The following is a 25667-nucleotide window of genomic DNA, read 5'->3' on the forward strand; positions in this document are numbered from 1 at the left end:
GCGGATTATAGAGAAGTCACTCACAATTCAGTAGAATGATAATACGAACATAAATGACCTAAAAATAGGACAATGAACGTTAGTTTTGATGATATTTACCTATTCACTCAGACGGTGATTCACGGCGGTATAAGTGCAGCGGCAGAGGCGAATCAACTACAACGCTCAAAAGTGAGTCGTCGCCTGCAAGAATTAGAGAAATCGCTCGGGGTACAGCTTTTGATCCGCACAACACGCAGCATTGAGTTGACGGAGCACGGGAAACGCTTGTTTGAGTTGGTGGGGCAGCCTATTGACCATATTCAGCAAGGTTTAAATGCCATGCATGAATATCAACAAGAGCTGACGGGCAAGGTGCGTTTAGCCATTCCTTCCGCATTGATGAGCTCTGCCGCGTTTAACGCGATCATCACCGAGTACACAACGCGGTATCCGGAGATTTCGGTCGAGATTGAAAACCATCAAGAGAGTGTCGATCTCAAGCGTCAATCGTTTGATTTGCAGCTTCTTCCTAGCGTGGTCAAAGTCACTGATGACAGCTATGTGCAGTTCAGTCTTTTGCCTTATCGTAGTCACTTTGTTGCGTCAAAAGCCTATCTAGAATCGCATCCGCCAGTAAAAACGGTGGAAGATCTTAAGCAGCATCGCCTTTTAACTAATCGTTACAATGCCGATTTGCTCGATTCAGATCTGCATGTGGCGTTGCGCTCGGATGACCTCAACTTGCTGCGCTCGATGGCGATAGCAGGAAACGGCATCGCGTTTATTCCTCAAATTCATTCCAAGCCTGCATTGCGAGATGGTTTGTTGGTCGAGGTGCTGCCTCAATTTGCACATCCGAAGCAGCATCTTACTCTGATTTATCCCTCAGCCTTATTTCTGCCCAATAAAGTCAAAGCCTTGATTGAACTAATTCGAGAGAAATTTAAATAGTCAGTTCAAACCACCCTTACCTAAGGGCAAATGTGTGAGCGAAGGTCATCTTTCTAGGTTTTATTGCTCTAACATGAAAGGGTTCTGATACATTAACTGTTACTCAACTTGTTGGGTATGATTTGTGGTCGCACAAGATAGGAGATGGAAATGTTATCGAAAGGAAACACGGGCCTGATTGTGGTGGATGTTCAGGGCAAACTCGCTACATTAATGCATGAAAGCGACGCACTGATTGAAAATATCACGAAACTGGTAAAGGGTGCCAAAGCACTAGATTTGCCTATTCTGTGGCTAGAACAGAATCCAGAAAGGTTGGGCCCAACCGCGGAGCCGATTCGTGAAGTGCTTGAAAGCACGCATTTACCTATTACCAAGTACACGTTTGATGGTTGCAAAGAGGCGACGTTTAAGGTCGCGGTGGAGAACGCGAAAGTTGATACCTGGTTGGTTTGCGGTATTGAATCCCACATTTGTGTCTATCAAACCGCGGTTTCTCTGCGCCAGTCCGGTTATCGCGTTGAATTAGTCACGGATTGTGTATCTTCCCGAACCGCTGCCAATAAAGCGCTCGCTCTTGCGAAGTTAACCGCTAACGGTGTGGTGCTCACTGGGCTAGAAATGTGTTTGTATGAAATCGTCGAAGATTGCCGAGCACCTGAATTCAAAGAAATTCTGGCGCTCATCAAATAGTGTAATCACTGGAATCAACAACAACTTTATCTGAACACGCTATTCAAATTCTCGTTGATATCTTGGCAACATCGACTCGTTGCCAAGTAACCCGCCTTGGTGAATATAAATCACCGTTTTATCTGTGTTCTCTTCCAACCAAGGGGTGAGGCATTGCCACATATACGGGTCGTATAACAGGTCAAATTCGAGGTCGGTTTGCTCAAAGAGCGCTTTCCATGTGATGTAATCTTCTTCGTACAAGCGACCAAAATGGTGTTTGTTGCGCACGGTTAAAATGGTTGGGTGGCTGTTTTCACCGAGCTGGTTGAACTGCTCAGTTAAGTAATCTGCATTGCCTACGCAAGGGCAAGTTAGCACTTCTATGCCGTGTGGGCTTAAATGTTTATGAAGATATAAAGCGGTCGTGCCAGTGCCTGATGGCAGGGCGACGGTAAACTGTTCTTTACCTCTCAATCGCGTCCAATCAAGAATTTCTCGTGCTAACTGTTTGATGCCAGCTTCAGCGAGGTGGGAACGTCCACCCTCAGGAATAAGCAATGTCGACTCATCTAATCTTCGTACCTGGTGGATGTATTCACTAGGGTGGAGTTCGCTACCGATGTCTTGCATGGCAGTGATTTTCATACCCAAATCGAGAGCGCCGCGATAGTTTCCGATGGGGGAGCTTTTTAGCCAAGATGGAATGTGATGAACATAAAACTCAAATGCCCAACCTTTAATCTGGGCGAGAGCCGCTAGCGAGTACATGGCATTAGATTGAGCGGAGCCAAAGCTTATTAACGCGGTGATGTCGGGATTTTGCTCTTCCATTAACGTCATAAACTTACGTGCTTTGTTCCCAGAAAAGTGGGAGTGGAGCATGTCGTCACGTTTAAGGAAAAATTTGCGCCCATTAAAGCTATGTTGGGTGATAGGACTTTCTGAGAGTTTCATGTCGATGCTGACGGAATAAACCGTGTCACCTTTGCCATTTAAAAAGGGCGCGTAGTGTAACGCCATTAAACCCAGATAAAAAGTCTGTGTTTCAGTACAACCATTTCTGTTATTCCTGATGTTTTGACTCGCACTCACTGCTGCTGTAATACCATTTCAATGGTTTCACTTCTATCCTTTGGTTGTTTTGATTCCATGGTATTCCATCCCATGACTCGCCTTTCTACCTCAAGCCACGTACACTACGTCGCTTATTTCCATTCGATCAGAAGGCTTGGTTTTGCAGACTCTAGAACAATTAAAAACAGGACAATTAGTAGGACTTAAACAACTGAAGTTGGCGGAAGGGCTAACTGAGTTCCCTATGGAAATTTTAGAGCTTGCAGACTCGCTTGAAGTGTTAGATTTATCCGGCAACGTACTGTCAGATTTGCCACAAGAACTGGAACAGCTGACCAAACTAAAAATCATTTTTGCTTCCAATAATCAGTTCACCCATTTACCAGAGGTATTGGGCAAGCTGCCAAACCTTGAGATGGTTGGGTTTAAAACCAACAAGATCAAAGTGGTGAGTGAAGCCTCACTACCAAGTCAGTTACGTTGGCTGATCCTGACTGACAATGAGATTGAAACGCTACCAAACAGTCTGGGTGAAAGACCGCGCTTAAGAAAGCTTGCGCTGGCGGGGAATCGCATCAAACGACTGCCATGTAGCATGGAAAACTTAGTTAATTTGGAACTGATTCGTCTCTCGGCGAACCAGCTAGAGCACTTTCCGGATTTGTTGATGAAGCTACCTAAATTGGCATGGTTTGCTTTTGCAGGTAATCCATTCTGCAAACACCCATCTTCGCTAAACAGTGTGCCGAAAGTGACCACAAACAGTTACTCGCTTAACCATGTTCTCGGCCAAGGGGCAAGTGGCGTGATTTCTCATGCTAACTGGATTGACGCTCAATACGACTTCCCGAGTGAAGTTGCGGTAAAAGTGTTCAAGGGCGAGGTCACCAGTGACGGTTACCCTCATGATGAACTTGAAGCGTGTTTGCAAGCTGGGCATCACAACAACTTAGTAAAATCCATCGCGCAAGTGGATGACGGTAAAGAGCTTGCGTTGGTGATGGAGCTGATTCCAAACAGTTACTACAACTTGGGTTTACCGCCAACGTTGGAAACCTGCACCCGAGATACGTTCCCACAAGGGTTTACGCTGACAGTCGAGCAAGTGAACTCTATTGTTGAGCAGATGGTGGACGTATTTAATCACCTACACGACAACAAGGTGTGTCATGGTGATTTGTATGCGCACAATACGTTGGTGAACGAGCAAGGGAAGATGATCTTCGGTGACTTTGGCGCGGCGAGCATTTACGGCTATTTATCGGACGAGCAGCAAGCTGCAATCAGAGCCATTGAATCCAGAGCGTTGAAGTACTTTATCGAAGATGTGTTTTCTGTGTGCGAAGCGTCGGAATCGGCATCGCAAGCATTCGAACGACTAGTTGCGCTTGTGGCATAAGATTTCATTCAATCAAATCAGAAAGAGGTGTCGAACCGCCCGTTTTGATACTGAGCAAATGAGATACCTCTTGATTGAATCTAGTGCTGAGGAAGTTGCTCTGAGCATGCCTCATGATGCTCTGATGAAAGGTCAATCACTGCCTCACATCCACCCTCAGGATGTGTATCAATAGTGAATTGCCAGCCATAGCGTCGGCATAAATCATCCACAATCATGAGCCCCAAACCATGACCTTCGGCATCAGGCACGGAAGAGAAGCCTTCGCCTTCATCTCTCACCGACAGTGTGGTATCGGTCATGGTGATATGAATCGTTCCCGCTGACGTGGCTGCAATGCCGTTGCGAATTAAGTTACTCAACGTAATGTTAAGCACTGCAGTGGTCGCTTTGGTTTGCGGATGGCCCAATATCTGAACATTAAATTCCAACGACTTTTCATCGGCTTGTGCTTGGCTAAGAGCAACGATGTTGTGAAGCTCTTGCGCTGAGATGGTTCGAACGGGGCTGTCGTCGGTGTTGCGTTCATATCGAACCAAACCCAACAAAGCATCAACCATGGTCGACATCTGCTGAGTAGCATCTTGAATACGGCCAATCTGACGCTCTTGAAACGGCGTGCTTGGGCTTCTGGCTAGCAGGCTGCTCGAGCCTTTCATTACCGTTAGTGGCGTTCTCAGTTCATGGCTGGCATATCGCGCAAAAGCTTGCTCACGTTTGATCACCTGATTGATTTGGCTGCGATATTCATTGAGCTGAGAGGCTAACGTTTGGAACTCTTTAGCCGAACCTTCAGGCACGATGAATTTTTGGGATGTATCGCCTTGGTGTTGGTCTAGTTGCACCTTGAGTGCGCTGACTGGCTCAATCAAACGTTGCGATAGGCGCAGTAAAAGGCTGCCAAAAATTAGGATAAGCGCCGTTACCACCGCCAGTACCATTACGATGACATAAACAAACTCGGTTGAGGTGATTTCGATTTCATCAATGAGTGAAATCAGAATGATAGGGTGCTCTTCGCCATTTTGGTTAAAAGTGCTCATGTAAATCATTCTGGTGTTCGGCTCTTGACCGACTTCACCGAGAAAGTACTGCTTGTCTTGCAAAAAAGGCTGGTAGATAGGCGGGATCAGATTGATGTCGTTGTACGCCGTTGTCAGCAGATCGAGCTTTATCATTCCGTCGCCAGGATGACGCCTAAAATGCTCAATCGCTTCTTTCTTGTCGATCATAATACGTCGTTCACCGACGCGATCTTCCGACCACAACAACGCGCCACTAACAAGTGCGAAGCACAGCAGACCAATCACAATCGACACCAACAGGAAGAAGAGTTCGAGGCGTCCAGTTAAGCTTTGTGTGTTGTTAAATAAGCGGCGAATCATGCACCCGGCTCCAAGCGGAAGCCGACTTTAGGGATGGTTTTCAATAAATGTTCTTCAAAGGGTTTATCGAGTTGACCGCGCAGTTGATAAATGTGGCTGCGCAAAACGTCATTGTTTGGCTCATTTTCTTGCCATAGGCGGAATGCGATTTCTTCACGCGTCACAACTTCGGGGGCATTTTTGACCAGCATTTCTAGAATAGTGTACGTGGTTGGATTCAATGCCAACAGCTTATCTTGACGGTAGGCTTGATGCGTTTTTTGATCGATAGACACTTCGCCATACTGGAGTTTGGTTGATGCAACCGTACCGCGGTAGCGCTTAATCAATGCAGTCATGCGTGCTTCAAGAATATCGAGATCAAACGGTTTGGTGAGGTAGTCGTCGGCGCCGTGTTGGAAGCCTTTGAGCATATCGTCTCGGCTATCAAGTGCTGTCAACATCAACACCGGAGTGTTATTACCCGCATCGCGCAGCTTGTTGCACAGTGTTAGGCCATCCATGCGCGGCAGCATGAGGTCGAGCAAAATGATGTCAAACGCATTATCCATCGCCAGTTTTAAGCCTAGCTCACCGTTGTCGGCGTAATCCAGCTGCATGCCAGCACATTCAAAATAATCGAACAACATTCCCGCTATTTCACGATTATCTTCTACCAAAAGTACACGTTTCATTTATTCTTATCCAATCTCGATAAATTCGAATGTTGATCTTAACGAACATTATTCACTATAGGTGTGAAAAAGTTGTCGACAATGATTTTCTCACCTTTGTGTCGGTTTTCAATGTCTAACCTTAAATACAGTGGTACCTGTTTATTTATATTTATCAATACTGATTGAAATATAAATGGTATAGATTGGTTGGTTCTGTTAACTCCATATAAAACATGAAGATACTAAATTATTTATGTGACACTGAGCACATTATTAATAATTGCCAATCTTCACAAGTGCACTCGATAGGAAAGGTTCTTACTTTTTATAAAACCATTTTTTAGATATGGTTATTGCGTTTAAATACAAACGCTTAGATTCTCTTTTTTGAGATAATTCAATCAAATCAATGGTTTCATGCATAAGCGAAACGCTGCATTATTTTATTTTTATTAATAAAACTACATTTTCTGTTCTTGAACTGTTCATAAACGAAAGTCTCCCATTAACTTTACTTGTTTAAAATCCATGATCCTTCCAATGCTTAATGCCAGATAAAAATCAATTTGTGAGGCTATCATGTTTAACAGTATACGCACTCGAATTGCTGTCAGTGCGGGTGGGGCAATGGCCTTCACTCTATTGATTGCAATGGGTATGACAACCAATGCGTTCACGCAAGTGAATGAACAAATCACTACAAAAGTAAAATCTCAACTGAACGAAGCCACCACGACCGACCTGAGCAATACGGCGATTCAGCAAGGGCTGAATATTTCCAACCAGTTAGAGCCAGTGTTGGCGAACCTAAAGCAAGCGCGTTCAATTATCGAATTAAGCGCAGAGACGGCCGCGACGCCAGACATTATTGTTAAACAGTTTATTGCGTCGCTAGAAGCTCAGAACAAAGCTGTGTTTGCTGGTTACATGGTATGGGAAAAGCCATCGTGGGTTGAGCCAACGATTCAAGACAAAAGCCTTGGCTTTAATAGCGAAGGCTACTTAGCGCCATTCTTTTCGCCAAATTCGCACAACAGTTTTGATGTTGTGGCGATGGATAGCTTTAGCAATACTGAATTAAACAACAATGGTGAGCGTAAAGACGATTGGCACTTGATGCCTTACGAAACGGGTAAAACGTTCGTGATGGAACCGTACATGTATCCGGTTCGCGGCAAACAAGAACTGATCACGACCATCAGCCAACCAATCAAGTTACGTGGCGAGATCATCGGCTCTCTTGGTTTTGATTTGTCATTGAACGAGTTACAAAGCCAAAGTGAAGATTACGCGAGCGACTTGTTTGATGGACAAGGCCGTATTCTTATTTCTTCGTGGAAAGGCATCACACTGGCAAACAGCAGCCAAGCAGATCAAGTGGGCAAGAAAGTCTCTCATGAATTGGCGTCTCAATGGGCTCGTATTCAATCCATTGCGAAACAAAAAGGCGCAGGCCTTGTGACGTTTGGTGGGGATGAGTATGCGATTACTGCAATTGAAACCAGCGATGCGCCTTGGATCGTTATGGTGTCGGTTCCCAGTAGCTTCCTTAAAAAGAACGTGGATGACTACGAGCGATGGAGTGAAGAACAAAGTGCAGAAGCTCTTGAAAAGGGAGTGTGGGCAGGGATTATTGCGGCTCTGATTGGTATTGTTGCGATGACGATGATCGCGACCTCGTTGGGTAAAGTGTTAACTAACTTAGTAGAGCGTTTTAAAGACGCAGCGCAAGGCGAGGGCGACCTAACTTACCGCATTGAGGTGAAAGGTAAGGACGAAACCGCACAACTGGCGCACTGGTTTAATACCTTCCTCGCTCGCATTCAGGAAATGCTTTTAACCGTAATGGCGACGGCAGACCAAGTTGATAAAAACGCAAGTGAAGGCCAAGCTCGCGCGGCGGCTTCGAGAGATCAACTGAACGTTCAAGTGAACGAAGTCAACTCGCTAGCAACGGCGATTAATGAGATGAGCGCAACCGCACAAGAAGTGGCAAATTCTGCGGTACAAGCAGCAGCGGCGGCAAGCCAAGTTCAAAGCAATAGTGCGAATGGCATGTCGCGTATGGACAATGCTGCAAGCGCGGTGGATAACCTCGCTTCGCAAGTGAATGATGCACAGCACCAGACGCAGAATTTGGTGGCTTCAAGCACAGCGATTCAGGGGATTCTGAGTGAGATTGGTGGCATTGCCGATCAAACCAACTTGTTGGCGCTGAACGCTGCGATTGAAGCTGCGCGTGCTGGTGAAGCGGGTCGTGGTTTTGCTGTGGTAGCCGATGAAGTCCGCAACCTTGCAACGCGCACACAAGGCTCGACAGAAGAAATTCGTGCAATGTTGGCTCGTTTGGAGCAAGAAACGCAATCAATCGTCGTGTTGATGGAGCAAAGCCAGAAACAAGCGGTGGATACTAAAGAAGAAACACAAGCAGCGCAATTGGCATTGGCCGAAATCAACCAAGCTATTGAAGTGATTAATGATATGAATAATCAGATCGCTTCAGCGGCAGAAGAGCAAAGCTCGGTGTCGGAAGAGATCAACCGTAATGTGGTTGTGATTAATGATACGGCGATGGAAGTGATGGATACCATGTCATCTTCTGTAGCGATCAGCAATGAACTGACGGCAAAAGCGAGTGATCTTCACGGTGAGTTGAGTAAGTTCAAGTTGTCTTAATCAAGCGAGTGAGAAGGTTCAAACCAACTCACTCGGTTCATTTCTGGCAAAACGATTGGCGAGAAATATCGAACAAAACAAAAGGGCTCCAGAGTTACTTCTGGAGCCCTTTTTAGTATTCAAGTTCCAATGAACTAACGACGTTTTGGCTTACGTTGACCGGCTGGTTTGCCTTGGCCTTGTGGACGACCTTGGCCTTGCGGCTTGCTACCTGCTGGGCGGTTTGCACCGTTGCCGCTAGGGCGCTGGCCGTTGCTAGCAGGGCGTTGACCACCTTGTACTTTACCAGAACCGTTACGGTTGCCAGATGGTTTACCATCTTTTGAACCGCCTTCAGCGCGTTTGTTCAAGTGGCCACCGAAACCCGGTTGGTTTTTGGTGTGCTTGGTTGCAAAGCGGTTTGCACCGTGACGGCCAGACTTACGACGTTGCGCTGGAGTTTGAGCATCAATATCTTCTGCAGGAACCAAACACGTTGGTTTGTCACCAATCAAATGCTTCTTGCCCATGTTGATCAGTGCTTCACGAATCAATGGCCAGTTAGCAGGATCGTGGTAACGCAGTAGTGCTTTATGCAAACGACGTTGACGTTCACCTTTCGCGACTGGAATGTCTTCGCGCTGTTTGTACTTCACGCGTTTCAGAGGGTTAGTCTCTGAGTAGTACATTGACGTTGCGTTACACATCGGCGATGGGTAGAAGTTTTGTACTTGGTCACACTCGAAGTTGTTTTTCTTCAGCCACAGAGCAAGGTTCAGCATGTCTTCGTCTTCTGTGCCTGGGTGCGCAGAGATAAAGTAAGGGATTAAGTACTGCTTTTTGCCTGCTTCAGCACTGTACTTCTCGAACATTTCTTTAAAGCGATCGTACGTGCCCATGCCCGGTTTCATCATCAGATCAAGAGGGCCTTTCTCTGTATGTTCCGGTGCAATCTTCAAGTAACCACCTACGTGGTGAGTTACGAGCTCTTTTACGTATTCTGGTGATTCAATCGCAAGGTCGTAACGTACGCCAGATGCGACCATCACTTTCTTCACGCCTTCAACTTTACGCGCTTCGCGGTATAGATCGATGGTGTGTTTGTGGTCTGTATTTAGCTTGTTACAGATGCCCGGGAATACACAAGAAGGACGACGACAGTTCGCTTCTGCTTTTGGATCTTTACAACCTAGGCGGTACATGTTTGCAGTCGGGCCACCAAGATCGGAAATTGTGCCGGTAAAGCCCGGAACTTTGTCGCGAATTTCTTCAATCTCATTGATGATCGATTCTTTCGAGCGGTTTTGAATAATTCGACCTTCATGCTCGGTAATTGAACAGAAAGAACAGCCACCAAAACAACCACGCATGATGTTCACAGACGTTTTGATCATGTCATACGCTGGAATTTTTGCTTTGCCGTACATAGGATGAGGAACACGCGCGTAAGGCAGGCCAAACACAAAGTCCATCTCTTCGGTCGTCAATGGGATTGGGGCTTGGTTTACCCAAAGTTCACGATCACCATGGCTTTGAAGTAACGCTCGGCCTGAGTACGGGTTCGTTTCTAAATGCAATACACGACTTGCATGAGCATAAAGAATGCGATCGTTTCTTAGCTTTTCAAACGAAGGCAGGCGAACCGCAGTTGTCGCAGCATCGTGGCGTGATGGGCGAATCGTGATTGGTTGTGCAACTGGCTCATCTTTTTTAGTTTCACACTGAGTTTCTACTTCGTATGGGTTCTTTGGTACGAACGCTTCCTTACGAGGTTTTTCAATGCGAGAAGAATCGATAACCGTGTAGCCTTCTGGCGCGGCTGGCAAGTTCACGGCAGTACCTCGAATATTGGTCATGGTGCTGATGTCTTCGCCATTTGCAATGCGATGCGCTACTTCTACAAGTGCGCGTTCTGCGTTACCGAAAAGTAGGATGTCTGCTTTTGCATCAAATAGTACCGAACGGCGAACTTTATCTGACCAGTAATCGTAGTGCGCAACACGGCGTAGGCTGGCTTCGATACCACCTAAAACAATAGGTACTTCTTTGTAAGCTTCACGACAACGCTGAGAGTAAACCAAAGTCGCGCGGTCTGGGCGTTTGCCACCTTCGTTATTTGGTGTGTACGCGTCATCGTGACGAAGTTTTTTATCCGCAGTGTAACGGTTGATCATGGAGTCCATGTTACCCGCAGTGATCCCGAAGAACAGATTTGGCTTACCAAGCTGCATGAACGCATCTTTGTTTTGCCATTCTGGTTGAGCAATGATACCGACACGGAAACCCTGCGCTTCTAGCAGACGGCCAATGATAGCCATACCAAAGCTCGGGTGATCTACGTAAGCATCACCGGTTACGATGATAATGTCACAGCTATCCCATCCTAGGGCATCCATTTCTTTGCGACTGGTCGGCAAGAAAGGTGCCGTACCAAAACACTCTGCCCAGTATTTTTTGTACTCATGAATAGGAGTGATGTTATTGGTCATATTTTGCTCTCTGTTCCAGGGAGCGCGAATTATAGCGATTTGATGATCAGGTATCTATAACAAACTCATCTATTCAAGCCCAGTTCAGCGAGTTTTATTTGGTTTGCAGAAATATCATTGTTATATCGACGATTTTTTATCTGATATCCCCTTTGAAGCCTTATGGTTATTAGCCTGCTTAGATTTGTTTGTCGCAATTTTAATACATTTGATAAGCAATGAAATGCTTATTTGAAACTCGCCTATAATCAAATTAGTGCATAGTTAAAAGTGCATGTGCCGAGCATGCTCGAAGCAACATTCAAAACCGCAAGGCTTAACCTGTTAACTTTCGAGTCATAACAGAGAACTTAAAGGTTCCTCAAACATCGACTGTGACATTGGGTTTTGAATGGAGAGCAAAAAGGCCGACCAAAATAAGGGGGCTAGGAAATGAGCGAATCACTAACGATTGCACAAGGACAAGTGCAGCACGCAGCCAATCATACTCAGGTCGTGGAATGGTCTTATGACATCTATACTCGTGAGTTTGAATGCGACCAACCAAGCATGGCCAATGCTTTTGGCTTTAAACGTCCGATTAACAGTTTAGATGAGCTACTTCAATATATGTTGATGGGGCAGCAAGAGGCTTGTCGTCAACGCATTGCGGACATCGAATTTATGGGTGGGCAAGGGCATTTTTCTTGCTGCTTAATGCCTAATGACGCCAAGCTCATTCATGTCACCATGAGTTTTGAAAAGCTCAACGAGCGGATTGTTCAAGGCACAATCATTCCTCAGCTGACCATCACTGGGTGTGAAGAGCTGGCGAAGATTCTTGAAACCATCTTCGATTTGCCAAACGTCGGTGTACTCGTTGCCGATGAAGACACGCGTATTCTTGGTTGCAATCGTGCCTTTGAGCTTCAGATGGGGTATCAAAATCGCGATCTCGTTGGGTTAAAAACCTACATCTTCAGCACTTCTCACCATAGCCAAGCGTTTTACGATCAGCTTTGGAAACACATTGATGAAGAAGGGTATTGGAGCGGCAATCTTCTTAGCCGCACAGCCAATGGCAGCAACCAAGCGCATCATTTGTGTATCTATCGCCTCACATTCAATTCAGGGCGTGTGCTTTTTCTCGGTTTTTCAACGGATATCTCGGCTTCCCTTTTGTGGATGAAAAATCGTTGTGAGCAAGTGCAAGACTGGTCGGCATTTTTGCCAACCAGAGATGAATTCGAACTTCAATTGGATAACCTTGCAAACGAAAGTGGTCACAAAGACCTCAATATCGTGATGACGCTAAGACCGAACTTTGCCCAGAAATGCATGTTGGAACAACAGCTAGGTTTTGCGGACTTTATCATGCGTAGTCGCTACACCAGCATTGCGGGGCAGTTATCGCGAGACGTCTTTGTGGTCTGTTTACAAACGCCACATTGTCAGTGGTTGAGCCCCTTGCGCTTGATTCAAATAGCCATGAAAGGCTTCTTTTCTGAGCTGAGAAGTGAAATGGGAAACAAAATGCACGCTACGATTGTGGAAGGGCAAACCGGGGTTTCTGTCCTTGGGTATGACACCAATAATCCAAAACAGGCACTTGCTCATGCGGCGCAAGCGATGGTGTCTTCGAAAGCTGGAGAAAACGGCTACTTCAACTTTTACAACAGTGAACTTCACGCCGAGTTGGTGAAACGTCAGCATTTGGAAACGTTCCTGAAAACCCAAATTGAAAGTGAGCTGGTGGATGTGTATTTTCAGCCAATTATCGAAACGCGAACCGGCAATGTGGTGAAGTTTGAGGCATTAGCGCGCTTTTATCACGAAAACAGCGAGTACAGCACGCAAGAGATGATTTCCATCATTGAAGACCTGGAGTTGATCGCTGCGCTGTATGACGTTGTTTGTCAAACCGCACTGAAGCAGTGGCCACATTTGCAAAAAATCTATGGCGAAAATATCGGACTTTCTATTAATCGCTCGTTGAATACCAAGCTGGATTCATTGCAAGTTCTCCAGCGATCGCTCGATTTGATTAAAGCCAGCGATGTAAACCCAAAACTGGTGACTATTGAGTTAACAGAAACTGCGTATTTCGAGCAGGATGAAGAACACGCGTTTGCGTTAGAGCAGATTCGCCAAGAGGGCATTCAAATTGCGATTGACGACTTTGGTACGGGTTACTCTTCGTTTTCTTATTTGGAAGAAGGGCAATTTGATGTACTAAAAATCGACCGCAAGTTCGTCAAGAATATTCATGAGGGCAGTACAAGTTATAACATCGTCAAAACCATTACCGATTTGGCACACAAGCTGAGCGTCGAGGTGGTTGCCGAAGGTGTCGAGTCACAACGCGAGCTCGAAGTGTTGGCTGGTATTGGTGTTGATTACATGCAGGGCTTCCTCTTTTCTCAGGCGTTGCCAGTGGTACTACTCGATACGGCTCAAGCACATGACACACTTTTTAATGGTGTGATGGTTAAACCGACTCAAGATGCGATGTTACAGTCGTTATGTCATCACGATGTGCGCCGACTCGACCCAGGTGAACCGCTGTCTTTGGCGGTGGAATACATGAATCTGAGCCCAAGCGCACCTTTGGTGGTCATCAATGAAAACCGCTGCGTTGGGTTGATCACCAAAGAGCAAGTCAACTTGCACATGACGCCAGCGATGGGGACAGATTTAGAAACTGAGCGCGAACATCGACTTTGGAAACGGCCAGTCAATCAGGTGATGAGCACCGCATTTGAGCAAGTTGACGCCTGTTTGCCAGTAGCGGCCATTCGAGACTTGATCAAAGCTGGTATAGGCTTCCCTTGGATCTTGTGCGACGCCAAAGAAGAATATCGTGGTCTACTCACTCAAGATGATGCCTTGCAGTATCTGGCTTCTTGCTAATGACTAGGTCAAGTATTGCTGCACAGGCTTAATATTGAACGCATGAGCATTAAGCCTGTTTGATGCAATTTGGATCGCAAGTTAGGCGGAGAGTTTAGGTGGTTTGGCGATAGGTGATTTGCTATTATCGCCACCCCAAAACGACTTTTGAGCTTGCATTCAACATGATTCAACAATTGCTGGTTACTTTCCCTCCAATGTTATTTGGCGCACAAGCGCTGCTGACTTTGCTTTTGATCAAGGGCGATATTTGTCCGGGTCAGCGAGGTCGTCTCCACAAAATGTTGCCTGCGATAGGGGTACTTTGGCTTGCGGTGGCATCACTTCGTATTGAAGCGTTTATGGTGGTGTTCGCGATTTTCTATTTCTACTCTCAAGTTCAGACTAAGAAAACGCGTGAAAAGGGCCCATTGTGGGCGCTGCATTTGGCGAATGGTTTGGCCTTTGCATACGTGAGCATTCAAGTGTTTGAACAGCCGAATTGGCCTGCTTCAGCAGCGATGGCTGTGATGATCTTCTTCTTAGGTGCGTCGTTCTCTCAATTGTTGCTTACGATTGCCCGTAGCCGACTACAGGCGTTCCACCGTATTTTACCTGTAACGGGTATTGTTTCTGGCATGTTATTGGTGCTTGCGATTTTATTTTCATCGTACCAATTGGATGAAGCTACGCTTGCGAGCGCAACGCAGCCGATTTTGATCTCTTTAGCGCTGCTTATCTCTACCATTGTGGTTTGGTGTTGGCATATCTTCACACACAAGGCGCCAGAAAAAGTGCAACTGAGCATTGCTTTGCTGCTTGCTCTTGCTTCCATGACAAGCCTACAAGGTTTGTTTGCTCTGGCTGTTTAACAGTCTGATAGTGAGTTCACGATCTCGAGTGAGCTCACTTTAAATTCTCCAGATCCTGTCTACGCTGTATGTATATACCCAAGTAACCTCGAGATGCTTGGTTCAGCGAGAATGACTTGGTTTGAAGGCGAGGCAACAATTTGAAGATCTAGTGGTTATAAATCAAAAATTGTTAACAAAGCATGCGAACCAAGACAACTCGCCCTTTGGGAGCGTGTCACTAAAGCAATTTCATCGTCAAAAAACTTGGAAATAGCTGGCTATTCCGCAGCGTTGTTTTCCTTGAACTTGAATTAGTGACAACGCTCTGAACTCTACATCTTGAAGTCACTTGGGTATATACCTTGATACGTTGTCGAAGAGGAGTGTCGCGATGGATTTAAGCAATGTAGGCAATCTGGATAGCATCATTTTGTTGGGTATCGTCAACGAAAAACTACGCTTAGAGTGCGACAGTTTTGACGAGTTGGCTTCGGTGTACGAAATGGATGTTGAGTCGGTGGTGGGCAAACTTGATATGCTTGGTTATCAGTACGACCCACTCACCAATCAATTCAAAGCGTACGAACGCTAGTCTCAATCGATTCCTTGTTGCTAAGCCATCTTGATGCCGTCAAGATGGCTTTTGCATTGTTGTCTCGCCGTCGCAAAGAAGGCTTGCAGATAACGCTTATCTTTTTCAGAGTTACGCGTTGCTGCGAACAGACGACGCCACAAACCTTTGCCAAATGGTTTACTGGTGATTAACCCCTGACGAGAAAACTCGGATATCGCCCAGTTTGGCAGCGCCGCAACGCCCAACCCTGCCGAAACCATTTGCACCAGCATTAAGGTATTGTCCGCTTGCTTCCATCTGGCAGGCTCGACGCCGGCTGGCTGCAAGAAGTGCTTAACAACGTCCAATCTTTGTTTTTGAACCGGATAAGAGAGCATAGTTTGATCGGCAAGATCTTGTGGTTCGATAATTTCTTTGTCCGCTAATGGATGATTGGTTGCAGTAATTAGGCGCATTTCGAAGTCAAACAACGGTTCATAATGTACCTCAGAACGAGGTTGAATATCCGACGTGATAACGAGATCTAACTCGCCAGCCAACAATGCGGGTAGGGGCTCAAACCCGAAGCCGGACGAAAAATCCAACGTGACGCTTGGCCACGCCAATTGATATTCCCTTAGAGCAGGCATGAGCCATTGGAAGCATGAGTGACATTCGATCGCCATGTGTAATCGACCGTTGACGTCCTCTTTCAAACTTGCCAGTTCGTTTTCTGCTCTTGCCAGCTTTGGCAAAATATCTTCAGCGAGGCGCAAGAGAATTTCACCCTCAGAGGTAAATTTTACTGGGCGAGTTTTGCGTAAAAATAACTGACCGCCAATACGAGATTCGAGATCTTTGATTTGGTGAGAAAGAGCGGATTGCGTTAAGTGCAAGGCAGTAGCCGTAGCTGTTAACGAGCCGGTGTCTCGAAGCGAAGTTAATGTTCGCAAATGTTTTAGCTCTATCATGAATCCCTTTCATCCTTTGTGGTTCACCGTGAACGAATTCCTATCCCAGTCAATAACGGCTCAATATGGTTTCTTAATGCTCTGTCTTGTTGAAAGACTCAATAGCTACTTTGAATTTTTGATTTAAGAATAAACACTTATCAAACAAATCCACTTAACTCGCAAGCAATTTTTTATTGCTGTTAAAACGTATTGATTGACTGCGACAGACATAACTAACTTAACGACAAAAAATGGATATGTAAACGTCTAGACGTCTATTGTTGTAATTTATTTGCGAATGAAATCGACCCATGATGAATTTTTTTAATAAACAAGTTGAATAAATGGACGTTGTCCAAATGACAGAGGAGAGAGATAGTTTAGCCATCCAGACATCTTGTGAATTTAGAGAAAGATGCTCTGACCTAAACAAATTGAACAAGATTGAAAAAGGAATAGGGACATGGCTACAACAACGCACATACTCGGTTACCCACGCATCGGTGAAAAACGAGAATTAAAATTCGCTCAGGAAAAATACTGGCGCGGTGACATCGATCAAACAGAGCTTAAGAAAGTCGGTGCAGATCTGCGCGCTAAAAACTGGCAAACACAAACAGAGGCTGGTTTAAGTTTTACTACCGCTGGCGACTTCGCTTGGTACGATCATGTATTGACGACGACGTTGCTATTGGGTCACGTGCCAAAACGTCACGCAGGTGGTTTTCCTAATCTCGATACGCTATTCAAAGTGGGTCGTGGTCAATCTCAAGCGGGTTGTGGTTGTGCGGGTGCAGCAGCATCGGATATGACTAAATGGTTCAACACAAACTACCACTACATCGTACCTGAATTCAGCAAGGACGATACGTTTGAAGTGAGCTGGCCGCAACTGTTTGAAGAAATCAACGAAGCAGTCCACGCTGGGCATAAAGTGAAGCCGGTATTGCTCGGCCCAGTTAGTTATCTTTACTTAGGTAAAGAGGTAGAAGAAGGGTTTGATCGCCTGACGCTACTGCCACGATTGCTTACGGCTTACCAAGCTATTTTGGCTAAGCTGGCGAGCCAAGGTGTTGAGTGGGTTCAGATTGATGAGCCGATTTTGTCGCTTGAGCTAGAAAAACAGTGGGCTGACGCGTTCAAGCTGGCATACCAAGTGATTCGTAGCGATGTGAAAGTGCTGCTAACGACGTACTTCGATTCTGTCACCGATACGTTAGACAAAATTGTTGAGCTGTCAGTGGACGGTTTGCACGTTGATTTGTCTGCCGCGCCTCAGCAGCTTGACGACGTGGTTGCCAAACTACCAGAAGGTTGGGTGCTTTCTGCCGGCGTTGTAAATGGTCGTAACGTGTGGCGCTCGGATTTGAGTGCGCAACTTGAACGTCTACAGCCAGTCAAAGAGAAATTGGGCGACAAGCTTTGGGTGGCGAGTTCATGCTCTCTATTACATAGCCCAGTTGATCTGGAACTGGAAACAGAGCTAAGTGAAGAAGTGAAAAGCTGGTTTGCATTCGCAAAACAAAAAGTGACAGAAGTCGCTTTGCTTGGCCGAGCACTCGACGGTGATCAAAATGCGATTCTCGCTTGTGATACCTATAGCCAGCCAATCAAAGCACGTAAAACGGCAACACATGTGAATAAGCCCCAAGTGCAAGCTCGTTTAAACAGTATTACAGCGTCACTTGCCGAGCGCAGCGCACCTTACGCGGAGCGTGCTGCGCATCAAGCTGAAGTGTTGGGTTTACCTTTGCTGCCAACCACGACCATAGGCTCTTTCCCTCAAACGGGTGAAATCCGTGTTCAGCGCAGTGCTTATCGTACTGGTCAGTTATCTGAGTCCGACTATATCCAGGCACTTAAAGGACACATTGCGGATGCCGTAAAACGCCAAGAAGCGCTCGACCTAGATGTACTTGTGCATGGTGAAGCAGAACGTAACGACATGGTGGAATACTTCGCGGAGAATTTGGCGGGCTTCCAAACGACGAAGTTTGGTTGGGTACAGAGTTATGGTTCGCGCTGTGTGAAACCAGCCATTGTGGTTGCTGACATTGAACGTGAAAAGCCGATTACGGTTGAATGGTCGACGTACGCACAATCGCTAACCAGCAAGCAGATGAAAGGCATGTTAACTGGCCCAGTGACGATTCTATGTTGGACGTTCCCGCGTGAAGACATCACACGTCAGGAAATCGCGCAACAACTGGCATTAGCACTGCGTGATGAGGTTTCTGATTTACAAGATGCAGGCATCAATATCATTCAAATCGATGAGCCTGCGATTCGTGAAGGTTTGCCGTTGAAAAAGCGCGATCACAAAGCGTATTTAGAATGGGCGGTGGATGCATTTAAGATCTCAGCAGCGAGTGCAAAACCAGAAACTCAGATTCACACTCACATGTGTTACAGCGAGTTCAATGAAATCATCGATTCTGTTGCAGCGCTCGATGCGGATGTGATTACCATTGAAACGTCACGCTCAAATATGGAACTGCTTAAAGCGTTTGAAGAGTTCAATTACCCGAACGAAATCGGCCCAGGTGTTTATGACATTCACTCTCCAAACATTCCGACGGAAGAGTGGATTGAAGGCTTAATCAAGAAAGCGGCAGAAAAGATTCCGGTACAACGTTTGTGGGTAAACCCAGACTGTGGTTTGAAAACACGTAACTGGGCAGAGACGGAAGCTGCACTTGCCAACCTAGTGTCTGCTGCGAAGAAGCTTCGCGCAGAGCTTGCATAACGTAGCTCGTCGCCAATTTAAAGTGGCCAATAAAAAAGCGGAGACCATCGTCTCCGCTTTTGCGTCTTTTATTTAATGTCCGCCTAGCTCACTAACGACAGCTCTCGTTGTCGTCGGGCTTGAGCGACAAGCAAATTACTGTGACTATTTGATTTTGCTACAGGTTTGCTCTGAAACCAATTCATCAGCAATTAACTGGCCGCGTGAGTTACGCACTTTCAATCGGTACATCAAACCCATATCAATTTGCTCTCTTACCGACGGCGTATTGCAGTATGTATAAATACTGGTATTCAGTACTTGGTTTAATGGTTTCGCACCTAAAGCATCGTCGTTGTAAATCATCATCATTTCTACCACGTTCTTGTTAGAAGAAACACGCATGATTTGCAGCGGACCGTATTCCAACGGCAGTCCGGCAGACAAGACACCAGCACGGTTAGACGCCATTAATTCAAGTTGGCGTTGGTTGTCATTGTTTGATGAACAACCCGCCAATGCACCAAAGGCGAGGAAGAGACACAGTAATTTTTTCATAACTTAAAACACTTTTTTGAACGGTTTTACGATCACGTTTTCGTAAACGCCCGCCGCCACATAAGGATCGGCGTCAGCCCATGTTTTGGCATCTTCCAAAGAGGCAAATTCAGCAATGACTGTCGAACCAGTAAAGCCGGCTTCTCCTGGGTTATCAGAGTCGATCGCTGGCATTGGACCTGCAGTAAGTAAACGACCTTCATCTTGAAGCTGTTGCAAGCGTTCTAAATGTTGAGGACGAACGCCCATACGTTTTTCCAATGAGTTCTCGACGTCCTGAGAAAAGATGACGTACCACATAGCATAGTTCCTTAATTGGTGGGGTAAAGTGTTAATTTAACGTCTTTTTTGAACCTCTCACAAGTGAACAATAGAAAATGTGAGATTCTTCCTAGCAATTCGATTTTATGACGACTTAGCTTTGCACTGGACGTGGTTTGCCTTCACTGTCGATGGCTACATAGTTAAAGGTTGCTTCACAAACCATGAAACGATCTTCTATGCCGTCTACTTTCACTGGTTTCACCCAAACTTCTAGGTCAACGCTCATAGATGTACGGCCGATTTTCTTACACACGCCGTAACAACAAACCACGTCACCTACGCTGACTGGTTTTTTAAATGTAATGCTTGAAACAGAAACGGTAACGACGCGACCAGAACAGATCTCTTTCGCCAGAATCGCACCCGCCAAGTCAAGTTGAGACATTATCCAACCACCAAAGATATCGCCGTTTGCATTTGTATCAGCGGGCATTGCAAGGGTGCGAAGCAGAAGCTGGCCTTTCGGAGAGTTAAATTCTTGGCTCATAGTGACATCCTAAATCTTCAAGGGCGCTCAAAAAAAGCGCAAATATGGTGTGCCAATAAGAATACTAATGCAGTAATTATTGGTCCGTTGAACAAAACAGCGACCCGAAGGTCGCTGTGAATAATACATTTGCGCGGATTATAGCAAAATTGAGTTTTTAATCATCAACCGAGACATCGGAGGAGTTATTTTTCTCTTCCTTTGGCATGTGCTTGTAAATGTAGACACCAGTAGCAATCATGTAGGCGAAGGTGGCGATCAGCATTCCAAATACTTTGAAGTTAACCCAAACATCCAGAGGTAGCTCGTAAGCGATGTAAATGTTTAGGCCTGCAAAAAATGAGAAGAAGCCTACCCATGCCCAGTTTATCTTCGCCCAAATCGCGTCAGGTAGCGTGATCTCTTTACCCAACATGCCTTTGACGACCGATTTTCCCATTAAGTGGCTGGCGGTTAAACCAACTGCAAGCACCACGTAAATGATAGTGACTTTCCATTTTATGAAGTTGTCGTCGTGGAAGAAAATGGTCATGCTGCCGAATATCGTGACGATGACAAACGTGATCAGTTGCATCTTCTCTACTTTCTTATACAGCGCGTAGGTCACGATAAGTTGAACTGCTGTTGCAACGATGAGTGCTCCAGTCGCTACATAGATGTCGTACATCTTGTATAGAGCGAAGAAGATAATGAGAGGAATAAAATCAAGGATTTGCTTCATGTTGCCAAAAACTACCGAGTTGTTGAGTTGCTGACAGTCTAGCGGAATCTGGCGTAATGTGAATAGCTCAGGGGATTTGGATAAAAAATTGCCGCTCAATGAGCGGCAATGTATTGATATGTTTAAGGCATCTAAAAAGGCGAAATCTTGCTCGTTAGTACAGATAGCTTGGTGAGCTTCTGTAGGCTTGACTCATGGCTCGAGTGCTAAACGATTTTTTCCTACGCCACACGTTGGTATTGAGAAATCAGAGACTTTACGTCTTCCAAATAGCCTTCTCTCAACAAGTTATCGACGGTGGCTTCTAGCTCTTCATGCGTCATGGTGAAGCAAGTTGATTTGCCTGTCATTAGGCTCAAATATTGGTGATACTCTTCCTCGGTGTAGCGTCCGATTCTGTCTAACAATAGTGCTTTTATTCCGTGATGAATCAAGCCGTAATATGTGTGTCGGTGAAGTAACATAGCCATCTCCTTATCAAGCTTCCTGACTGCATAACAGCAAGCTCAACGCTCTGGATAATTCGGTTTGTACTTCAGTTAAGCAGTTTTAATGCCAACTATTCATTCGCAATTTGATAACTGTTCGTTACGCTGATTTTATCTAAATGAAGCCATCTCACCAGTACATCACGCAATGCGTTGAGTGTGGTCGGCTTTTCCAGACGACCATCCATCAACTTAGCAATCATCTCGAGCTCTTTCTCTCCAGATTCACCAGACAGGGCGATGATTGGCGTAGTTGGGGAGCTCTGCTTGATTTTTTCGCTGGCATCAAACCCATTCATTACCGGCATTTGAACATCCATCAACACCAAATCGACCTGATGTGATTGAAACAGTTCCACCGCATTTGCGCCGTTATTGGCTTGTAAACTATTGACGCCAAGTCGGTTTAGGTACATTTGAACCAAAGTACGTTGCACCTCTTTATCATCGACAATGAGCACAGTTGGTGCATCTTTGTTGATTTGTACGACAGGTTCTGGACTTGGTTTGGTTTTGACTTTCTGATTCCAGTTGTAAAAGTTTGGCGTTCGAAGCGTTTCTACTTTCGGTGCATTTGGCACAACCGGAAAATGCAGATAAAACTCAGTGAACTCATTAGTTACCGATTTACACTCAATTCGACCACCAAAAGAACGCATCACACGCTGACAGTAACCCAAGCCAAGTCCGCTACCGCCGCTTTTCTGGAATGAGAAAAAGTCATCAAAGATTTTGTGTACGATGCTGTCATCAATCCCAGGCCCTGTATCGCGGAAAACAAGCGTGTTTTCATAAGGGCCGACGAGGGTTCTGATTTCAATTTGACTATCGGGATAGGAGTCAAAATAGTAAATCGCATTGCGAATCAAATTGAAAATGACAAAGTTAAACAGAGTTTCGTTGATTTTGGCGACAAAGTCGTTTTGAGTCGGAAGTTTCACCCTTTCGATGATGTGTTCGTTTTCAAAACCGTATCGACTCACCGCAAGATCCACCGCTTTATGAATCGAGGTGAGCGAAAGGGGCTCATGCACAGCAGAAGTATCGCTGACTTCGCGCAAGATGATGTCGATGAGTTGGCGTCCGCGCTGAATTGCTGATTGGCCTTTTTCGATATCGCTTCTGATCTTGTCATCGGATGCATTGCTATCAATGTGTTGTTTCAGCGCTTCAAATTGAAGCTGAACTTGCGCCAGTGGGTTGCGCATTTCATGGGCGATCGAGTTGGCTAACGCGCGGCTTTGACGAATCTTCCTATCAGACTCAATCGTATTTTGTACGCGGATCAACAATGTTTGTAGTGCTGAAATCTCTTCGTTCGAAAACAGTTTGTTATCGCTTTTGTGTGAAGAAATCAGCAAATGTGAAACTGACTTTTCACGGCCAAACAGTGGCATAACAAGTGCCGTGTTACTCGATCTCATGCGTTCATACAGAGCTTTGATTGAGCCTTTTGAAGACGGTTTTTCGTCGAGCCTTTCAGAGAGTTCGTCGAGCACCAAAACCGAATCATTGCTGTGTAAATAATCTTCGTAGAAGGTTTCGGTGTAGTTACTGGTTACGAGCTGAAGTTTGTCATTGGGTATGTTGAGTAATGTGCTCAACTGATGCACGGCATCGTCGATTGAGCGCTTAAACTCTTCTTCTAACGCTAAGATCTGCTGTACTGGTGTTTGTCGATTGCCGTAGATAAAGAACGATGCGACTCGGCTAACGCGTTTGTAGACCAAGTGCCAAGTGATGCCAATCAAGGCGCAAATCGGAATTGAGATGAGCCATTGATTGTCTTCAGACATTGGAATAAATACCGCACCTAATGGCAGGACGAAAATGGTGCACACAAAAAGCACACTGATCGTCAGATAAGCAAGGTATTTGGCGCTGTAGAATCTCGATGTAAGCAGCGCGTAACCAACAAACAGCATTTCACTGATGGATAACGCTGGTGGCAGCCACGTTAGTGAGAAATCCCCAAGGAAGTAGGTCATGCCTAGGTGTATGACAGCCGTAGACAGCATGAATACTAAGATCCCTGCGATCATGTAATTGTTCTTCGCTATAGAGAGCTTACTGCTGTTTGCGCGCATGCTAATGAGGTTGGTGAGTGTCATAACGACAAAGGTCACTAATCCCATGAAGAAATAAGAAGTGTGAGGGCCAAACTCAATCACAAATTGGCTAGGGCCATCAATCAGCACATTCTCAACGGTTAGGTTCGGGCGTAAATTGATGACCAGAGAATAAACCGTCAGCGCAACAAAAATGCCTTGTTGCCACAGTTTTACTTTGCCTTTTTTCTGCTCTGCGGCGAGCTGGCAAGAAAAGTAGAAAGCAAAAGCAAATGCGAAGAAGGAAGCTACGTTGGCTAATTTCGCCATGAAAATGCCGCCCTCTGACCCAAGCAGAGGTAGCAAATCGGTATGGAAGTAGGCGTTACTGCTAATCCAAATAATAATGCATGTCGAATAGGCGATATAAGGCGCGTGGTACGAACCTAAGATCACTTCGTTCTTTTGTTTAAGGCGATAGCAGTAGTACAGCAGCCACACGAGAACTACGGCCACTGTAGCAAACAGTGTGATGGCTTTCGGGTAGAGTAGGCCACTAAGACCTATATCAAGCATGTTCATTCACCTGCGTATTTTGTCTGATTACTCGAATACGGCGTTTATAATCGCGAAAGTCTGTGCGTTTAAAGGTGTCTACCATCGATTCAAAATTCCAGAAGCCCCGGTACGTATTAATACCGTCACCGTTAATGTCGCAGTATCCTGAATGAAAGTAGGCTTTAGAATCAATAGATTGATAAAAATTTAACATGAACGCTTGTTCTATAATGGTGAACCCAACCTTGTAGCCTGACTGAAACAGCACATTCATCAGCTCTTTTTGTGCAAGATATAAGAAGTAGAGCTTGTGTTGAACGCTGCCGCTCACAGTAAGACGCAGCACTTCGCATACCGTCTCTGTTTTAGTTATGTGTGTTTGGAATGCCTGATCAAACACTGTTAAAGAACCATAGTCTGTAACGAGGTCACTTGCCAAGATATCAAGACGATTAAGCTCTTGATAGCCGTGCAGAGGTAGACAGAATCGCCATTTTTCACTGTTAAACTGCGGCGCATAACTTAGCCAAGTGTTACGTTGGTTCCAGTCTTGGATTAGCGCTGATGCGACCAACACCGGAGTTGTCTGAGTTTGGAGCAGAATAAAGTGCTTACCTTTCTGAGAAAGTGACAACAAGGGCAAAATCTCATACCACTTTTCTCCTTGAACGAAGAGCTCCAAATTACTCAGCGCAACTGCGTCACTCAAGGTCATTGCCACTGGGTAGCTGGGCAGTTGAACGCGCATTGAAGACTCTGAAATATCATCAATGAGCATTGCTGAGTAAGAGGCGTCTTCGAAGGAGAGTTCAGTCGCTGGCTCGCGGTTTTCAAGCGAGTATTTCTGTTTGATGGCTTCGATTTCGCAAGCGCACCAAAAGTTTAACCAATGAGGGAAGCACTCTGCTACGGTTAATTCAAGTAGATAGACGTCGTCATGTAGGTTGTTCGGATGCAGTCGAACCAAATCTCGATAATCCATTAACTCAAACAAGACAGAAAGACTTTTGGACTGGTACTCAGGATAGCGTGCCAGCAAGTTCGTTTCTCGTTGATGAGTGATGGACTCAAAGAGAGAGGCTCTCTCTTGTGGTGTGAGGAAGCGAAGAACAATATCGATCAGTGCCTGTTGTTTTGTTTCAATAGGCAAATCTGTATTGGAAAGCGAAACCAAAGACAGCTTAAGACTCATGATACAACCTAGATCTGACGTTTTTTATAGTTAGTACGGGCGTTATATCACTTCAGAAAAATTATGCTATTA

At 45.5% G+C, this 25667-nt stretch carries 20 protein-coding genes; 8 read left to right on the plus strand and 12 right to left on the minus strand.

Annotation, left to right across the window (positions count from 1 at the left end; all coding sequences use genetic code 11):
* Positions 1-72 precede the first annotated feature (72 nt).
* Positions 73-933 carry a LysR family transcriptional regulator gene (locus ACF8OV_RS17255; protein WP_025574414.1) on the plus strand — a complete coding sequence of 287 codons (861 nt, stop codon included), beginning with the start codon at positions 73-75 and terminating at the stop codon, positions 931-933.
* A gap of 150 nt (positions 934-1083) precedes the next feature.
* The gene (locus tag ACF8OV_RS17260; protein ID WP_029808663.1) at positions 1084-1626 is read left to right on the plus strand and encodes a hydrolase; all 543 of its coding nucleotides are present in this window, start codon (positions 1084-1086) and stop codon (positions 1624-1626) included.
* Between the two features lie 39 nt (positions 1627-1665).
* Here the strand turns inward: ACF8OV_RS17260 and ACF8OV_RS17265 are convergent, their stop codons facing one another.
* Positions 1666-2562 (minus strand): 1-aminocyclopropane-1-carboxylate deaminase/D-cysteine desulfhydrase, encoded by an 897-nt coding sequence (locus tag ACF8OV_RS17265; RefSeq protein WP_031791465.1) that lies wholly within the window; start codon positions 2560-2562, stop codon positions 1666-1668.
* Positions 2563-2842: 280 nt separating this feature from the next.
* Between ACF8OV_RS17265 and ACF8OV_RS17270 the strand changes: the two genes are divergently transcribed.
* Entirely contained in the window at positions 2843-4081 is a 1239-nt protein-coding gene (locus ACF8OV_RS17270) for a leucine-rich repeat-containing protein kinase family protein (RefSeq protein WP_317675833.1), read from the plus strand.
* An 80-nt stretch (positions 4082-4161) separates the two neighbouring features.
* Here ACF8OV_RS17270 and ACF8OV_RS17275 read toward each other — a convergent pair whose 3' ends face one another.
* Positions 4162-5466 carry a HAMP domain-containing sensor histidine kinase gene (locus tag ACF8OV_RS17275; RefSeq protein WP_317675832.1) on the minus strand — a complete coding sequence of 435 codons (1305 nt, stop codon included), beginning with the start codon at positions 5464-5466 and terminating at the stop codon, positions 4162-4164.
* The gene (locus tag ACF8OV_RS17280) at positions 5463-6140 is read right to left on the minus strand and encodes a response regulator transcription factor (protein WP_005457963.1); all 678 of its coding nucleotides are present in this window, start codon (positions 6138-6140) and stop codon (positions 5463-5465) included. Before ACF8OV_RS17280 ends, ACF8OV_RS17275 begins: the two co-directional genes overlap by 4 nt.
* Before the next feature lie 561 nt (positions 6141-6701).
* On the opposite strand from ACF8OV_RS17280, the gene ACF8OV_RS17285 reads away from it, so the two are divergent.
* Entirely contained in the window at positions 6702-8798 is a 2097-nt protein-coding gene (locus ACF8OV_RS17285) for a methyl-accepting chemotaxis protein (protein ID WP_023623855.1), read from the plus strand.
* Between the two features lie 134 nt (positions 8799-8932).
* Here the strand turns inward: ACF8OV_RS17285 and ACF8OV_RS17290 are convergent, their stop codons facing one another.
* Positions 8933-11266: a YgiQ family radical SAM protein gene (locus ACF8OV_RS17290; RefSeq protein ID WP_020840987.1), complete on the minus strand. Its 2334-nt coding sequence runs from the start codon at positions 11264-11266 to the stop codon at positions 8933-8935.
* A 432-nt stretch (positions 11267-11698) separates the two neighbouring features.
* On the opposite strand from ACF8OV_RS17290, the gene ACF8OV_RS17295 reads away from it, so the two are divergent.
* From ACF8OV_RS17295 to ACF8OV_RS17305, 3 genes are all read left to right on the plus strand, one after another.
* The gene (locus ACF8OV_RS17295) at positions 11699-14155 is read left to right on the plus strand and encodes an EAL domain-containing protein (RefSeq protein ID WP_317675831.1); all 2457 of its coding nucleotides are present in this window, start codon (positions 11699-11701) and stop codon (positions 14153-14155) included.
* 164 nt (positions 14156-14319) lie between these two features.
* On the plus strand, positions 14320-15006 hold the full coding sequence (locus ACF8OV_RS17300) for a hypothetical protein (RefSeq protein WP_021453098.1): 687 nt from the start codon (positions 14320-14322) through the stop codon (positions 15004-15006).
* 373 nt (positions 15007-15379) lie between these two features.
* Complete coding sequence (locus tag ACF8OV_RS17305; protein WP_005457961.1) at positions 15380-15580, plus strand: DUF4250 domain-containing protein; 201 nt, start codon at positions 15380-15382, stop codon at positions 15578-15580.
* Positions 15581-15600: 20 nt separating this feature from the next.
* On the opposite strand, the gene metR is transcribed toward ACF8OV_RS17305, so the two are convergent.
* Positions 15601-16512: an HTH-type transcriptional regulator MetR gene (metR, locus tag ACF8OV_RS17310; RefSeq protein ID WP_005481610.1), complete on the minus strand. Its 912-nt coding sequence runs from the start codon at positions 16510-16512 to the stop codon at positions 15601-15603.
* Positions 16513-16957: 445 nt separating this feature from the next.
* Between metR and metE the strand changes: the two genes are divergently transcribed.
* Complete coding sequence (metE, locus tag ACF8OV_RS17315) at positions 16958-19240, plus strand: 5-methyltetrahydropteroyltriglutamate--homocysteine S-methyltransferase (protein WP_029999961.1); 2283 nt, start codon at positions 16958-16960, stop codon at positions 19238-19240.
* A gap of 144 nt (positions 19241-19384) precedes the next feature.
* Here metE and ACF8OV_RS17320 read toward each other — a convergent pair whose 3' ends face one another.
* The 7 genes from ACF8OV_RS17320 to opaM all read right to left on the minus strand — a co-directional run bounded on the left by ACF8OV_RS17320 (position 19385) and on the right by opaM (position 25595).
* Positions 19385-19777, minus strand: coding sequence for a GspS/AspS pilotin family protein (locus tag ACF8OV_RS17320; protein WP_015296982.1), 393 nt, complete (start codon positions 19775-19777; stop codon positions 19385-19387).
* Positions 19778-19780: 3 nt separating this feature from the next.
* On the minus strand, positions 19781-20077 hold the full coding sequence (locus tag ACF8OV_RS17325) for a YciI family protein (protein ID WP_021453642.1): 297 nt from the start codon (positions 20075-20077) through the stop codon (positions 19781-19783).
* A 115-nt stretch (positions 20078-20192) separates the two neighbouring features.
* A complete protein-coding gene (gene yciA, locus ACF8OV_RS17330; protein ID WP_005459205.1) occupies positions 20193-20588 on the minus strand; it encodes an acyl-CoA thioester hydrolase YciA in 396 nt (131 codons plus the stop codon).
* A 157-nt stretch (positions 20589-20745) separates the two neighbouring features.
* Positions 20746-21309: a septation protein A gene (locus ACF8OV_RS17335; RefSeq protein WP_005481614.1), complete on the minus strand. Its 564-nt coding sequence runs from the start codon at positions 21307-21309 to the stop codon at positions 20746-20748.
* Positions 21310-21530: 221 nt separating this feature from the next.
* Positions 21531-21773 (minus strand): hypothetical protein, encoded by a 243-nt coding sequence (locus tag ACF8OV_RS17340; protein WP_005481662.1) that lies wholly within the window; start codon positions 21771-21773, stop codon positions 21531-21533.
* Positions 21774-21868: 95 nt separating this feature from the next.
* A complete protein-coding gene (locus ACF8OV_RS17345) occupies positions 21869-24421 on the minus strand; it encodes a hybrid sensor histidine kinase/response regulator (protein WP_203504678.1) in 2553 nt (850 codons plus the stop codon).
* Positions 24414-25595, minus strand: coding sequence for an acyl-homoserine-lactone synthase (gene opaM / locus ACF8OV_RS17350; RefSeq protein ID WP_203504676.1), 1182 nt, complete (start codon positions 25593-25595; stop codon positions 24414-24416). The genes ACF8OV_RS17345 and opaM overlap by 8 nt, the downstream gene beginning before the upstream one ends.
* Positions 25596-25667: the final 72 nt, after the last annotated feature.

Origin of the sequence: Vibrio sp. GLN_1 (assembly GCF_043106015.1) — a bacterium.
Classification (GTDB): domain Bacteria; phylum Pseudomonadota; class Gammaproteobacteria; order Enterobacterales; family Vibrionaceae; genus Vibrio; species Vibrio parahaemolyticus.

Excerpts from the sequence above, each read along its gene's own strand:
- ACF8OV_RS17290 (WP_020840987.1), bottom strand. The coding sequence starts at position 11,266 with ATGACCAATAACATCACTCCTATTCATGAGTACAAAAAATACTGGGCA.
- ACF8OV_RS17320 (WP_015296982.1), bottom strand. The coding sequence starts at position 19,777 with ATGAAAAAATTACTGTGTCTCTTCCTCGCCTTTGGTGCATTGGCGGGT.
- ACF8OV_RS17325 (WP_021453642.1), bottom strand. The coding sequence starts at position 20,077 with ATGTGGTACGTCATCTTTTCTCAGGACGTCGAGAACTCATTGGAAAAA.
- ACF8OV_RS17345 (WP_203504678.1), bottom strand. The coding sequence starts at position 24,421 with ATGCTTGATATAGGTCTTAGTGGCCTACTCTACCCGAAAGCCATCACA.
- ACF8OV_RS17265 (WP_031791465.1), bottom strand. The coding sequence starts at position 2,562 with ATGAAACTCTCAGAAAGTCCTATCACCCAACATAGCTTTAATGGGCGC.
- ACF8OV_RS17260 (WP_029808663.1), top strand. The coding sequence starts at position 1,084 with ATGTTATCGAAAGGAAACACGGGCCTGATTGTGGTGGATGTTCAGGGC.
- ACF8OV_RS17275 (WP_317675832.1), bottom strand. The coding sequence starts at position 5,466 with ATGATTCGCCGCTTATTTAACAACACACAAAGCTTAACTGGACGCCTC.
- ACF8OV_RS17305 (WP_005457961.1), top strand. The coding sequence starts at position 15,380 with ATGGATTTAAGCAATGTAGGCAATCTGGATAGCATCATTTTGTTGGGT.
- ACF8OV_RS17335 (WP_005481614.1), bottom strand. The coding sequence starts at position 21,309 with ATGAAGCAAATCCTTGATTTTATTCCTCTCATTATCTTCTTCGCTCTA.
- yciA (WP_005459205.1), bottom strand. The coding sequence starts at position 20,588 with ATGAGCCAAGAATTTAACTCTCCGAAAGGCCAGCTTCTGCTTCGCACC.
- ACF8OV_RS17285 (WP_023623855.1), top strand. The coding sequence starts at position 6,702 with ATGTTTAACAGTATACGCACTCGAATTGCTGTCAGTGCGGGTGGGGCA.
- metR (WP_005481610.1), bottom strand. The coding sequence starts at position 16,512 with ATGATAGAGCTAAAACATTTGCGAACATTAACTTCGCTTCGAGACACC.
- opaM (WP_203504676.1), bottom strand. The coding sequence starts at position 25,595 with ATGAGTCTTAAGCTGTCTTTGGTTTCGCTTTCCAATACAGATTTGCCT.
- metE (WP_029999961.1), top strand. The coding sequence starts at position 16,958 with ATGGCTACAACAACGCACATACTCGGTTACCCACGCATCGGTGAAAAA.
- ACF8OV_RS17255 (WP_025574414.1), top strand. The coding sequence starts at position 73 with ATGAACGTTAGTTTTGATGATATTTACCTATTCACTCAGACGGTGATT.
- ACF8OV_RS17340 (WP_005481662.1), bottom strand. The coding sequence starts at position 21,773 with ATGTTACTTCACCGACACACATATTACGGCTTGATTCATCACGGAATA.
- ACF8OV_RS17280 (WP_005457963.1), bottom strand. The coding sequence starts at position 6,140 with ATGAAACGTGTACTTTTGGTAGAAGATAATCGTGAAATAGCGGGAATG.
- ACF8OV_RS17295 (WP_317675831.1), top strand. The coding sequence starts at position 11,699 with ATGAGCGAATCACTAACGATTGCACAAGGACAAGTGCAGCACGCAGCC.
- ACF8OV_RS17300 (WP_021453098.1), top strand. The coding sequence starts at position 14,320 with ATGATTCAACAATTGCTGGTTACTTTCCCTCCAATGTTATTTGGCGCA.